This window comes from Bifidobacterium saimiriisciurei, assembly GCF_010667655.1.
In the GTDB taxonomy this organism is placed as follows: Bacteria; Actinomycetota; Actinomycetes; order Actinomycetales; family Bifidobacteriaceae; genus Galliscardovia; species Galliscardovia saimiriisciurei.
The window spans coordinates 1-13,440 of the sequence record NZ_WHZU01000020.1; the positions used below are offsets into that span (position 1 = coordinate 1).

General features: G+C 65.5%; 9 protein-coding genes. 2 read left to right on the forward strand and 7 right to left on the reverse strand.

Features of this window, described 5'->3' with window-relative positions:
- Together ftsE and prfB are read right to left on the reverse strand one after the other, a co-directional pair.
- The coding region (gene ftsE, locus GFD18_RS09910) for a cell division ATP-binding protein FtsE (RefSeq protein WP_163228280.1) at positions 1 to 1,188 on the reverse strand (1,188 nt) is incomplete at its 3' end.
- A gap of 111 nt (positions 1,189 to 1,299) precedes the next feature.
- Complete coding sequence (prfB, locus tag GFD18_RS09915; protein ID WP_100509964.1) at positions 1,300 to 2,427, reverse strand: peptide chain release factor 2; 1,128 nt, start codon at positions 2,425 to 2,427, stop codon at positions 1,300 to 1,302.
- Positions 2,428 to 2,934: 507 nt separating this feature from the next.
- Here prfB and dapD point away from each other — a divergent pair.
- A complete protein-coding gene (gene dapD / locus GFD18_RS09920; RefSeq protein ID WP_163200126.1) occupies positions 2,935 to 3,918 on the forward strand; it encodes a 2,3,4,5-tetrahydropyridine-2,6-dicarboxylate N-succinyltransferase in 984 nt (327 codons plus the stop codon).
- A 285-nt stretch (positions 3,919 to 4,203) separates the two neighbouring features.
- Here dapD and GFD18_RS09925 read toward each other — a convergent pair whose 3' ends face one another.
- The 5 genes from GFD18_RS09925 to GFD18_RS09945 form a co-directional block, all read right to left on the reverse strand.
- Positions 4,204 to 4,977, reverse strand: coding sequence for an ABC transporter ATP-binding protein (locus GFD18_RS09925; protein ID WP_163200127.1), 774 nt, complete (start codon positions 4,975 to 4,977; stop codon positions 4,204 to 4,206).
- Between the two features lie 30 nt (positions 4,978 to 5,007).
- Complete coding sequence (locus tag GFD18_RS09930; RefSeq protein WP_163200128.1) at positions 5,008 to 6,789, reverse strand: ABC transporter permease; 1,782 nt, start codon at positions 6,787 to 6,789, stop codon at positions 5,008 to 5,010.
- Positions 6,790 to 7,053: 264 nt separating this feature from the next.
- Complete coding sequence (locus GFD18_RS09935) at positions 7,054 to 7,593, reverse strand: DUF3592 domain-containing protein (RefSeq protein ID WP_100509968.1); 540 nt, start codon at positions 7,591 to 7,593, stop codon at positions 7,054 to 7,056.
- A 108-nt stretch (positions 7,594 to 7,701) separates the two neighbouring features.
- Positions 7,702 to 8,889: a hypothetical protein gene (locus tag GFD18_RS09940; protein ID WP_100509969.1), complete on the reverse strand. Its 1,188-nt coding sequence runs from the start codon at positions 8,887 to 8,889 to the stop codon at positions 7,702 to 7,704.
- A gap of 157 nt (positions 8,890 to 9,046) precedes the next feature.
- A complete protein-coding gene (locus GFD18_RS09945; RefSeq protein ID WP_163200129.1) occupies positions 9,047 to 12,775 on the reverse strand; it encodes an InlB B-repeat-containing protein in 3,729 nt (1,242 codons plus the stop codon).
- 108 nt (positions 12,776 to 12,883) lie between these two features.
- Between GFD18_RS09945 and GFD18_RS09950 the strand changes: the two genes are divergently transcribed.
- Positions 12,884 to 13,432 (forward strand): TetR/AcrR family transcriptional regulator, encoded by a 549-nt coding sequence (locus GFD18_RS09950; protein WP_163200130.1) that lies wholly within the window; start codon positions 12,884 to 12,886, stop codon positions 13,430 to 13,432.
- Positions 13,433 to 13,440 lie beyond the last annotated feature (8 nt).

A 13,440-nucleotide genomic window follows, 5' to 3' on the forward strand; every position in this document is an offset into this window, starting at 1 on the left:
GGGCGACGGAGGCGTGGGCGGGGTCGCCGGGGCGGACTGCGCCGAAACCGAGGACGGCGCACGGAACTTCGCATCCGGGTCCTCGTCGGCCTTGGCAGAGGAATCGACGGAGCCCTTGGCCGCGTCGGTCTTGGCTGCGGCCTTGTTCGAGGCCTTGCCGTCGGCGTCGACCATGATGCCCTTGCCCCAGGTGAGCGTGTCCTCCACGGAGACGAAGGTCTCGCCGTAGCGGCCGGTGCGTCCGGAATGCACGGACTGGGCCAGACGGGCGATGCCCTCGTCGCCGGCGGTCACGTTGTTCACGGCCTCGGCGGCGGCAAGCACGCCCTCGGCCGCGGAACGCGAGGCGTCGTCGGCCACATCGGCCTCGAGCAGACGCTTGGCGGCGCCTGAATCCTTGCCGTCCCCGCCACGCTTCGTTCCGCCGAGCGAGGAGAAGTCCGAGGAGCCGATGGCCTGCTGCGCGCGGGCCTCCACCTCGGCGTCGGGGAAGTACACGGTGGAGTCGTAGGAGCCCTCGCGCTCGTCGCGCACGATCTTGCCGCCGTGCAGCTCGACCACGCGCTTGCGCATGGAGTTCACGATCTCCTCGTTGTGCGTGGCCATCACCACGGTGGTGCCGGTGCGGTTGATGGCCTCGAGCACCTCCATGATGCCCACGGACGTGGTCGGGTCGAGGTTGCCGGTAGGCTCGTCGGCCAGCAGGATCTGCGGATGGTTCACGTAGGCGCGGGCGATGGCCACACGCTGCGCCTCACCACCGGAGAGCTCATGCGGCAGACGGTCCTCCTTGCCGGTGAGGCCCACGGTCTTGAGCACCTGCGGCACCAGCGACTTGATGGTCGAACGACGCGTGCCGATGACCTCGAGCGCGAACGCCACGTTCTGCCACACCGTCTTGTTAGCGAGCAGCTTGTAGTCCTGGAACACGAAGCCGATGGTACGGCGATACTGCGGCACCTGACGGTTCGGCAGACGACGCAGGTCGTGGCCGGCCACGCGGATCTCACCCTCCGTGGCCTGCTCCTCGTGAAGCAGCAGGCTCAGCAGCGTGGTCTTGCCGGAGCCGGACGCGCCCACGAGGAACACGAACTCGCCGCGGTCGATATCCAACGAGATATCGTCCAGGGCCGGCCTCGACCCCCGTGGATAGATCTTCGTGACGTTATCAAGCGAAATCAGTGCCATACCTGTGCCCCTTCACGCATCGGCCCATGCCATGCCTTGATTATCCGATTATGTTCGATTGTCCGTTTTGCCCGATTGCCCGATTCGCCGAAACCGGCGAAGGACGCCGTTCTACTCGGCTTCCTTCGCGGCCTCGCGACGCTGCTGATGACGCCAGCGGATGCCGGCGTCGATGAACTCGTCGATCTCGCCGTCGAACACGGCCTGGGTCTGCGAGGTCTCGTAGCCGGTGCGCAGGTCCTTGACCATCTGGTACGGATGCAGCACGTAGGAACGCATCTGGTCGCCCCAGCTGGCCTTGATGTCGCCGGCGAGCTCCTTCTTCTTCTTGGCCTCCTCCTCATGCTTGAGCACGAGCAGTCGGGACTGCAGCACCTGCATGGCGGCCGCACGGTTCTGGATCTGCGAGCGCTCGTCCTGCATGGTCACGACGATGCCGGTGGGAAGGTGGGTCAGTCGCACGGCGGAGTACGTGGTGTTCACGCCCTGGCCGCCGGGGCCGGAGGAGCAGTAGGTGTCGACGCGCAGGTCGGAGTCGGGGATGTCGATGTGGTCGGTGGCCTCGACGAGCGGCACCACCTCGACGGCGGCGAAGCTGGTCTGGCGGCGGCCCTGGTTGTCGAACGGGCTGATGCGCACGAGACGGTGCGTGCCACCCTCGACGGAGAGCTTGCCGTAGGCGTAGGGCTCGTCGATCTGGAACGTGGCCGACTTGATGCCGGCCTCTTCGGCGTAGGACGTGTCCATCACCTTGTGCTTGTATCCGTGGCGCTCGGCCCAACGCAGGTACATGCGCAGCAGGATCTGCGCCCAGTCGGCCGCGTCGACGCCGCCGGCGCCGGAACGGATGGTGATCACGGCGGCGCGCTCGTCGTATTCGCCGTCGAGCAGCGTCTGGATCTCGATGTCGGCGAGGTCCTTGTCGAGCTTCCTGACCTCCTCCTCGGCCTCGGCCAGGGTGTCGGCGTCGTTCTCCTCACGACCGAGCTCGACGAGCGTCTCGACGTCGTCGATGCGGCTGCCGGCCGATTCGACGCGCTTGAGCTGCGATTCGGCGGCGGAGAGGCGGCTCGTCACCTTCTGCGCGTTCTCGGGATTATCCCACAGTCCGGGCGCGCTGGCCTGCTGTTCGAGGTCCTTGATCTGCTCCTTGAGGGCGTCGAGGTCGATCGCGCCGGCGATCGTGTCGTACTTTGCGCGCAGGGCGCTGATGCCCTGCGAAAAATCAAATTCTGCCATCGTCTTTTACCTTACAGTCGAATGTTCTTGGAATCGTCGGTCGCCGCGTTCGATTTGACGGGCTTCACGCATGACGCCAGTCCATGGTGAAGGCCCACGGGGAACACGGGTTGTCGCAGCGTATCGTTCACACCAGCCTTGGCGTGTATCAGGGGAAATGATGCGTTCAAAGACCGGCGTACAATGCCGGGACGACCATGCTCACAAGCATGCCGACGGCAACGACGATGCACACCGCGCGCGCGATCATGCGACGGCGGCGGTCACGCTGCTCACGTTCGTTCCGGTATTCGTTCACAAATGGTCATTGTAACGGCTGCCCCTCTACAAAACCCCGTTCCGCGTGTGGACGTTCGCTGCGAGCTATCGCGGGTGGGATTTATTGTGGATGACGGAACATTCCGCAGTCCCGGTCGAACGGCCACGTTCCATGGCCGCCGGCCTCGGACGACACCGGCACTATATGCATCTGCATAAGCCAATACATGCAATATATAAGGAGTAGCAATGGCTGAATCGCGTACCGCATGGGGTTGGGGCCTCGCCAGCATCGACGCGGCGGGAAACACGCTTGACGTATGGTATCCGAGCCTGACGCTCGGCACGGCCCCCGCCGAGGGCCACCGCCCGGAGCACGACTTCGGCGCGCTCGAGCACGTGGAGGCCGACGCCCGCGGCGTGCGCCGCGTCCCCGTGTTCACCGTCTCCTCGCTCGACGAGCCGATCGTCGACGCCGCCGACGCCTACCTGCGCCTGCACCTGCTGTCGATGCGTCTCGCCAAGCCGAACACGCTCAACCTCGACGGCATCTTCGGCAAGCTCAACAACGTCGTGTGGACCAACTACGGCCCGTTCGCCGTGGAGGACTTCGCCCTGCGCAAGCTCGACGTGCTCAAGGCCGCCTCCGCCGCCCCGTACCCGGCCGTCGACGTCAACGTGCTCTCCGTCGACAAGTTCCCGCGCATGATCGACTACGTGGTGCCCTCCGGCGTGCGCATCGGCAACGCCGACCGCATCCGCCTCGGCGCCCACCTGGCCGAAGGCACGACCGTCATGCACGAGGGCTTCGTGAACTTCAACGCCGGCACGCTCGGCACCTCCATGGTCGAGGGCCGCATCTCGCAGGGCGTCGTCGTCGGCGACGGCTCCGACATCGGCGGCGCCGCCTCCATCATGGGCACCCTCTCCGGCGGCGGCAAGCTGCGCAACTCCATCGGCAAGCACTCGCTGCTCGGCGCCAACGCCGGCATCGGCATCTCCCTCGGCGACAACTGCGTCGTCGAAGCGGGCCTGTACGTGACCGCCGGCACCAAGGTCACCATCTACGACAAGGCCAAGGTCGCCGCCGGCCAGCCGCTCGACGTCGTCAAGGGCAAGGACCTCAGCGGCAAGGACAACATCATGTTCATCCGTAATTCCGTTACCGGTGGCGTCGAGGCCCGCACCCGCAAGGTCGGCATCGAACTCAACGCCGCCCTGCACAAAAACTAAAGACCTCGACGCCACCGGTAACCGTGCGCGGCCTTGGCGGCCGCTCCCCTCGCCTACGGACAGTCCACCGGACTGTCCGCCTGACGGCTCGGCTGGTGGCGTCGAGGCCCGCACCCGCAAGGTCGGCATCGAACTCAACGCCGCCCTGCACAAAAACTGATTTTCATCATTGGCTCCCCTCAATCATGAGGGGAGCTTTTTGTATAGGAGGCCATCCGATTCGATCGGGCCTCCGGCCTTGCCCAATCATGAGGGGGAGGGGGCTTTTTGCCGTATGCCGGTAAACTACCGCAGTCTGGCGAGCTGGTAGACCTCGTCGGACTGGGCGGCGACCTCCGGGCTGTGCGTCACGATGATGACGCACTTGCCCTCGTCATGGGCCAGCGACTTGAAGATCGTCATGATGTCGTCCTGCGTGGCGAGGTCGAGGTTGCCGGTCGGCTCGTCGGCGAGGATAATCGTCGGGTCGTAGCCAAGCGCGCGGGCGATGGCGACGCGCTGCTGCTCGCCGCCCGACAGGTGCAGGATGCGCTCGTTCGCGTATTCCGGACGAAGCCGCACCTTCTCGATGAGCTCCTTGGCGATCTCCGTCTTCGGTCTGTCGAACGTCTTGCCGGAGGCGTCCATGGACAGGATGATGTTCTCGGCCACGGTGAGCGCCGGCAGCAGGTTGAAGCTCTGGAAGATCACGCCGATGTCGTGGCTGCGGAACCGGTATCGGTCGGTCTTGGCCAAATCGTTGCCATGGTAGAGCACCCTGCCCTCGGTGGGCACGGTCAGGCCGGACAGCAGCGACAGCAGCGTGGTCTTGCCAGCGCCGGACGGGCCGGTGATGGCATACACCCTGCCAGGCTGGAAGGCGTAGTTCTTGTCGTCCAGCACCTTCTTGCCGCCCTTGGTGTAGGAGTACGACACGTGGTCGAGCCGGAGCGCCGGCACGGAGGCCGGGATCGCCGTCTCGCCAGCCTCGGCTGCGGCCTCGGCCTGCGCGGCATCGATGGTTCCGACGGCGACCGGCGTAGTTCCGGCCGCTGCGGCGTCGATGGTTTCGTTGGTCATGATGGAACTCTTTTCTATGATGGGAGGACGTTACGAACGGTCGGCGAGGATCTGCAGCGGCTCGTAGCGCATGACGAAGATGATGCCGACGAGCGCGGAGACGAGCGTGAGTCCCAGGCCGATGAGTATCAGCTGGCCGATGACCTTGAAGTTCACGGTGGCGTTGATGGTGCTCACGTAGCTCACGGCCCGGTTCATGCCGCCACGCATGCCGCCCGGCGCGCTGGGCGCGGAGCTGCCGCCGCTGCCGTTCGCGTTCGACGAGGAGGAGCTCGAGGAGTCGGAGCCGCTGGAACCGGAGTCACCGGAGCCGTTCGAGGAACCGGAATCGGAGGATGAGCCCGAACCGTTGGAATCGGAGCCGGACTGGCCCTGAGCTCCCCCGCCCATGTCGGCGCCGCGGCCGAACTGCTCCTGCTGGCTGGCGGTTTCGGACTGCTGCGCGGAGATCTGCGAGGCGAGCAGCTGGTTCGAGACCGGCACGGAGGCCGCGGCCCCGCCGGCCACGCCGAGCGCGATGCCGCACATGGTCACGATGAGCAGCTCGATGGCGAACTGCGCGGCGACCTTCACCTTGTTCACGCCGATGGCGGTGAGCACGCCCACCTCGTACTTGCGCTCGCGGATGTTGAACAGGTTGAGCACGATGAGCACGACCGCGCCCACGATCAGCACCACGATGAGCAGCGTCAGCGCGAACTTGGCGAGGTTGTCGAGCGGCACGAGGCTGGACTCGTAGTTCTCCACGTCGGCGGACTGCACGGTGTAGGTGTCGGCGAGGCCGGCCTTCTTCACGTCGGACGAGAAGGTCTCGTAGTCGTTGGCGTTGTTCAGCACGTAGGTGAAGCTCAGCTGCGTGGACGTGTTGTCGTCATCGTCGTTGGCCGTGGTCGTGGAGTCGAGGCCCAGCGACTTGAGCGTGGAGACGGACGTGTAGATGGCGTTGTCGGCATCCTGCGAGGTGCCGCCCATCGGCCCCATGGAATCGGTGTTGCTCGACGTGGTGTTCTGGTAGATGCCGCTGATGGTGAGCTTGTAGGCCTTGGAGGTGTCGTTGGGGTTGGTCACCGTGATGGTGTCGCCCACCTTGAGGTCGTTGAAGTCGGCGAGCGCCTTGGAGATGATGACCTTGCCGTTGTCGGACGAGCCGTAGCCGAACACCTTGCCGGAGGTCATGGTGAAGGTGCCGTTTGCCGCCTTGCTTACGGCGGTGTCGGAGGAGAATCCGGTGAGGGTGAAGTCGCCGGAGGTCATGCCGCCCATGCCGCCGCCCTGGCCGTCGCCGCCGGGGCCGCCCTGGCCGGGCTGGCCCTGCTGGCCGTTGGAGCCGGAGGACGAGTTCGAAGAGGATGACGACGAGCTTGACGACGAGGAGTTCGCCGAATTCGAGGAGGTGCTTTCCACCGGCTGGAACGAGTCGGTGCCGGAGACGCCGGTGCTTTCGGAGTAGTAGGTGCTTACCGCCACGCTCGACGCCTTGGCGTACTTCTGGTAGTCGGCGAGCGAGAGGCTGCTGGATTCCATGGCCTCGCGCATGGCGTCGAAGTCCGGCTTGGAGTCCGACGATGAGCTTGACGACGAGGACGACGAACTCGACGACTTGGCCTGTTCCATGAGTTTGCTGCGGTCGGCGCTGATGGTCGCCGTCACGCTGGTGGATGCGAGGCCGGTCTCGCGCGCGTCGTCGGCGGCGTTGCGTATGGCGAGGCCGACGGTCGCGGCGGCGGCGATGATCGCGACGATCAGCACGATCAGTATGTTGCGGCCCTTGTTCCGTATCACGGTTTTCCAGGCGTTCCTAAGCACGAACATGATGGTCCTTCATTCACGATGGGCAGGATGCAAGCCCCGCATCATGCGCCATGGGCTAAGACCGTGAGTAGGGCGGCGACCGGCGGATGCCGTCATCATGCGGGGCTCTGACCCCAACTATGCGGCGCGAACTTGGCAGCCGCCTTGTTCGTCACTGGAAAAGCCCGGCGACCTTTCCGGCACCGGGCTTGATGTTTCCTGAACGCTGTCTGAATACGGCGCTCGTCATACGTTCACGTATGCATCACGCATGCGTCGCGTATGTCATAGCTGCGTCAGCACCAGCAGGGTGAAGGGCAGCAGGATCGCCAGCGTACCGGCGCCTGTGGCGCATAGGACGATGGCGACCATAGACATCCGTTTGTTGACGTGATGCGCGAAGGCCTTCGACGGGTCGGCCGGATCGTAGTAGACCGGCATGGGGCTGCCGAGCGGCCAGAGCTGCTGCGCCATGGCGCGCAGGTTGGTGACCATTCTGGTGGGCACGTGCAGCACGTCGTTGTCGGAGACGTAGGCACCGGAATCGTTGTATGGATCCCAGGGAACGTTCTTCTCCACTCCGGCGTAGGCACGGAACTGACGGGCGACGCGGTAGTCGCGGCCGTTCACCCGATAGCCGATGACGGGCTTCATGTTCACGCCTCCGAGGAACCGGTAGCCGATGACGGTGCCGTTGGTCACCGCCGTGCAGCGATTGGCCTTCCTGCGATGCAATGCTTCGACGACGACGCCTGCGATGATCAGACCCATCGAGGGAATGACCGTGATGCCGATGATCAGCGGCGCGAACCACCAGTTCTCCATTGATGCGACCTTTCGAGGATGGGTTCGATGGCAATGCTTGGATTATTCTACGCCGCCGCGCCCCGCATGCACATCATCGCCCTGCAGTGGATCGTCTGCCGTCGTCGATCACTGCCGGGAGGGGTCGGGGGCGACGTGGTCGAGCACGTCGATGCCGCCGCCGGGCCAGTAGGTGAGCAGTATCGGCCTGTGCGGCTCGCCGATGATGCGCGAGGCGGCGTCCTTGTCGGACCAGTCGCAGGTCACGGTGACGGTGCTGCCGTCGTCCTTGGTGAAGATGAAGTCGGCGTAGTCGCTCGAGTCGCCGTCATCGTCGGTCTCCGTATGCGTTTCGAGGCCCTGGTATTGCGCGGCGACCGTGCGGGGGCCGTATGCCAGCCCGAACAGGGCACCGCCCGCGATGATGATGCCGGCGAGCAGCGGCACGCCGATGCTGTAGAGGTGGAAGTTGCGGTTGTCGGCGAGGATGCCGCGCATCTGGTCCTCCGGAATCTCCTCGTCCGCTCCTATCCGCCTGAGTATCCTGCCTTTGACCACCATGTGAACGAGTATCCACAGTGCGATGCCGATTGGCGCGAGTCCAAGGTTTGTCTGCTTCAGCACGCCTTGGAAACCGAACGGCGACAATGCCCCGTCCAGCGCCAGCGTGCCGGCGATGATGCCGATCACGGCCACGACGGTCGCATACGTCAGCGGCTTGAAACGGGCGGGGTCACGTCCCACGAGCGTCTCCTTGTCCACGCGAGGCAGGCGGTGGAACGCCCGCGAGGTCGTATCGACCACGGTTTCCCGTGAAGCCGTCAGCGGGTCGAGCTCCAGCGACTCCCAGACCTGCGGCCGTTCGTACCAGCGCATGATCACATGGGTGCCGTACCTGCGCACGGCCCGGCGCAGCACGGGATCGCGCATGGCCTCGCGCGGCAGATGCTCGAAGACGACCTCCTCGCCGTCGTTGAGACGAAAGTGGTAGCGCGTGGTCACGCTGACGAGCGGTCCGTCCTCCTCGTCGCCGTCCTCGTCCTCGTCGTTGTTCGTCGTATGGTGTTCGATCTCCTCGTATTGCGCGACCACCGCATATGCGGTTCGTGGTCCGCGCCGCAACGCGGTCACGCATTGCAGGAAGGTGCGGCCGTTGCGGAACAACGCGTATCCGCTGGCCGCGGTGACGATGGCCCCCATGACGCCATCTATCGGCACACGTATATGCGTCAGTTCACCGATGCCGGCGTAAAGAAAGAACCCCGCGATGGCGAGACCTATGACGGCGATGATTATCTTCCTGACGAGTGTCTTCATCCAGCGACCGTTCCCTTTGCTCTCGCTTCCTGGTCCCGGTTCCATTATCGGCGAAGGCCCCGTGCATATACGGGGGTATATGCACGGGGCCCGATGAATTCAGACGCTGTTCACCGTCCGGTCGCCATCGGTCAATGTGACGCCGGTCAGCGCAACGTCAGTCGATGTCGTATCCGTCGATGCGACGCCGGCACACCTCGCGGAGCTTGACGGCCAGTCCCGCTGCGGCGAGCACGATGGCGAGCCCGAGCAGACCGTTGGCCACGCCGGTTCTGGCGAGTTCGGACGAGACCGAACCGTGGTCCTGCGGCCTGGTCTCGACGATGACGCGGCTGCCATCGGCGGTGCTGGAGCCGGGAAGGTCGTGGCTCGGGTTCCGGTTCACGTCGACGCTGCCGTCGCCGTCGTTGTCGCCGCCGTTGGGATTGTCGCCGTCGGAGCCGCTATCGGAGCCGTTGCTGCCGCCACCTCCGGGGGTCTCGCCCGGGTCGGTGGTCGGCTGCTTGTCCCATACGGCGGTGAGTGTGACGACGCCGTCGGCGTCGGCCGTGAGATTGGCCACCTTCTCGCCGTCGGCGTACACGGTGCCGTGGCCGTCGGACCAGCCGGCGAACGCGTAATCCTTGCGGACGAACGCGTTCTTCGTCAGTGTCGCCTCCTTGCCGTATTCCATGGCGAGGTCGGCCATCTCGCCGGTGACGTCGCCGGCGTCGTCCACGCCGGCGTCGAACCGGATGATGTAGCGGTTGGGCGTCCACACGGCGGTGAGCATGACGGTCTCATGGCCCTTCAAGGACAACGACTTCACGCCCTCCCCCGCTTTGACCACCGTGCCGTCGGGCAGCTTCCAGCCGTCGAACGTGTATCCGGCGCGCGTGAACTTCGGCTCGGGGGCCATCGTCTCCTCGCCGACGACGGCCGTCACGGTGTCCATGGTTCCGGTGCCGCCGGCCGCGTCGAACGCGATGGCGTATTTCGCGCGCGTCCATGTGGCGGTAAGCGTCAGGTCGCCGTCCGGCAGGGCGTCGCCGGGCTTGTAGACGGTCTTGCCGTCGGTCCAGCCGGTGGCGTCCCAGCCGTCGCGGGTGAAGGCGACGTCGGGCGCGACGGCGCTGACGCCTTGGTATCGTGTCAGGTCGGCCATGGTGCCCTTGGCGTCGTCGGCACCGGCCTTGAACGTCACGGTGCCGGCGGTCTTGGCTTCGGGCGCCTTGACGGTCTCCACCCTGATGGATTTGATGGGCAGGGCGTTGTAGCCGTTCACCCAGTTGACGGTGGACGTGTACGTGTACGATTTGCCGGTCAGGTTCTCGCCCTCGTAGAGCGTGACCTTGAGCCCATTGGGGACGTTGAGGCTGCGCACGTCGTCGTAGAGTTCGCCGAGCTCGTCCTTGCCGCTGTATGCGCCGATGCCGAGGTCCTTGTAGTTGCCGCCGTATCCGGCCGGGCCGTAGATGGCGTCGTAGACGCGCGTCACGCGGCTGTCGGTGAACGTGGCCTGGGCGACGGCGCTGGGCAGGCTGCCGGCGCGGTAGGCGATGGCCTTCACGGTCAGCGGACTGGATGCGATGGCGATGCTGCCGCCGGTCCAGCGCTTGCCGTTCGTCGATGACGGTTCGCTGCCGTCGGTCGTGTAGTACACGTCGTCGTCGGTGTTGTTCGGCGTAATGGCGAACGCGAGGGAGCCGTCGTCGGCCTTGGCGCCGTGGATGGTCGGTCGCGGCGTGGTCGCGGTCTCGCCATTCTTGGGCGTGAGCGTGAACTGGAGCGTGCCGCCCTGCCAGGAGAGCGCGTCGACGTGCGTGCCGGCCGGATGGGCGGTGTAGCCGTCGAGCGTGACGCTCACCGTGGCCGAACCGATGCCTTTGAGCGTCGCCTTGCCGTCGGCCGGGTTGACGTCGGTCGCCTTGGCGTTCGGATCGTCGGGCTTCACATGCACGACGGCCTTGGACGTGTCGGCGCCATCGGACGTCTTGACGACGACGGTCACGTCGGCCGTAGTCGGCACGGCCGCCTCGGGCGACGGATTGGTGCGGTAGTCGTAGGCGATGACGGTGTACTTGGGCACGACGTTGCCGGTGTCGACGGTGAACGTGCCGTCCTGGCTCCAGGCGACGGCCTTGCCGTCGGCGAGCAGCGTGTAGCCGGCCGTGCTTTTCGCCTCGATGCTGCCGTCGGGGTAGGAGGCGGTGATGGCGAACCTGCCGGATGAGGGGCGTGAGGTCGTGACGTTCGGCGCGGCGGTCGTCTTGGTGAACGCCCTGGCGCCGTTGATGCCCTTGGCGTCGGCGTCGATGGAGAAGTATTCGATGTGCTGCGTGAGCTTCGGATATTTGGCCGTGTAGGCGGCGGTCGCGTCGGAGACGGTCATGCCGTAGCGGCCCATGACCTCGCTCATGTCGAAGCCGAGGGCGTCGGAGTAGGCGCGTGCGGCGGCGTCCTTCACGCCGCCGACGTTGGTGTACGTGCGGGGCGTGCGGCGGACCTGACGGTAGACGGCGCCAAGGCCGCCGTACTTGTTGACCTGGTCGGCGAGTTCCTTCGTGTAGCCGCTGCCGTTGCCGAAATCGTAGGCCGAGTAGTCGTAGTCGTCGAAGAACCGCAGCATGTTGAACCGTGCGGTCACGTCGTACCAGATGTCGCCCCACGGGGATTCGGGGTTCTCGCCGGCGAGCTTGGCGTTCAGGTACGAGTCGATGTTCTTCTGGCCGGAGAGCACGCCGGAATGGTAGGTGGACGTGGTGAACGCGGTGCCGTTGTTCTTCAGCTTGTCGATGCCGGCCTCGCGACGGCCCCACATGGAGACGAGGTTGTTGGTCTCCTCGACGACGGCGAGCGGCGCGATGTCGAGCATGTGGCCGAACTCGTGGTCGTTGCCCCAGCCGTGCGACCCTTCGACGCTGGTGGCGACGCCCGGCCATACGCCCTCGCCGAGGTGGTACATCGTGTACCAGGCGAACATGGTCGAGGGGCTGGTGAGGTTCTGCGTCATCTCCAGCACGATCTTCATGCGCGTGGGCTTCTGCCTGGCGTCCGCGGCGTTCCCGTCGAATCCGAGCACGCCGTCGAAGTAGTCGAGTCGGTCGTTGGCGACCTTGTAGACGTTCCGGATCCATGCCGTCGCCTTGGCTTCGGTGTCGATGTCCTTGACGGAGTCGACCATCTTGGCGGCGCGCAGGTCGTAGACCATGCGGCCGAGCACGAGGCTGGTCATGTCCATGCCGAGGTCGGGGTCGTCGTTGAGCTGGCCGACGGCCGTGTCGACGCCGGCGTCGACGTAGGAGCGCAGTTCGGTCAGATACGTCCAGAACGCCTCGGGATGGGCGGCGTCGTACGTGTACAGCGGGTATTCGCCGAGAGACGGCCTGCCGTCCGATCCGTTCTCGTTTTCGATGACGACGGACGCCCTCTGCCCGCCGTCGTTGCGGACGAGCAGCACCTGGCCGACCTTGTTCTTGGTGGTGTCGTAGGTGATCTCGTTGACGCCGGCCTTGAGCTTGCCGCCGTCGTCGGCGCGGACGAGCGCGTGGTTGTTCGCGTCCACGCGGCCGGCCTGACGATGCGCCCACAATACGTTCGGGCCGTCGGCCGTCGTGTTCAGCGTGATCCTGAACTTCGCGGTGATGCCGGGACGGATGTAGTAGCCCGTCCAGTCGCCGTTCTCGAACTGGAAGTACTGCTGCGTGCGGGTCTTGTCGGTGTCCTTGCTGCCGGCGGTGGACAGCTCGATGGTCTTCTCCCCCGCCTTCGCAGCGGCGCTTTTCGCGGCGACGGCCGCCGCCTCCGCTTCCGGCAGCGCATTCGCCGTGGCCGGCAACGCCATGCCGCACAACAGCGTGGCCGCGGCCAATGCCGCAGCGAAGACCTTACGGGGCAATACTCTCATCAAGCCTCCTAGAAACCCTCGGGTATAACGCTGCAACTATATAGGAGGGCAAAGAGTGCACACCCCACCCCTTATCACCCCGAGAACGAGCTGCGATATCATGACGGCATGGCTTCATCGCAGAGCAGACGCAACGATCCCGAACGCAAGCAGCGCATCATCGACGCGTGCCTTGACGTCATCGCCGAACGCGGCGTGGCGGGCACATCGCACCGGGTCGTGGCCGCGAAGGCCGACGTCCCCCTCGGTTCGATGACCTACTATTTCGACGGCATGGACGACTTGCTGCATCAGGCGTTCAGCCAGTTCGTGCAGCGGTCCATCGATGTGTTCGCGGCGCGTATGGCCGATGTTTCGGGCACCGAGGAGGCATGCGAGGCCGTCGCCCGGCATATCGAGGGCGATCTGCTGACCACGTCGCGCGACTTCACCATCAATCTGGAGTTCTATACGATCGCCGCGCGCAACGTCGCCTTCCGGGACCTGAGCGAACAATGGATGGCGGCGAGCCGTGCCGAACTGGAACGGTTCTTCGACACCGACACCGCGCGACTGCTCGACGCACTCGTCGAGGGGCTTACGCTACATCGCGCGTTCGGCAACCCGGCCTCCCCAGCCGCCATCCGCACGGCCATCCGCCGCATCACGGGCAGATAACCGCGCAA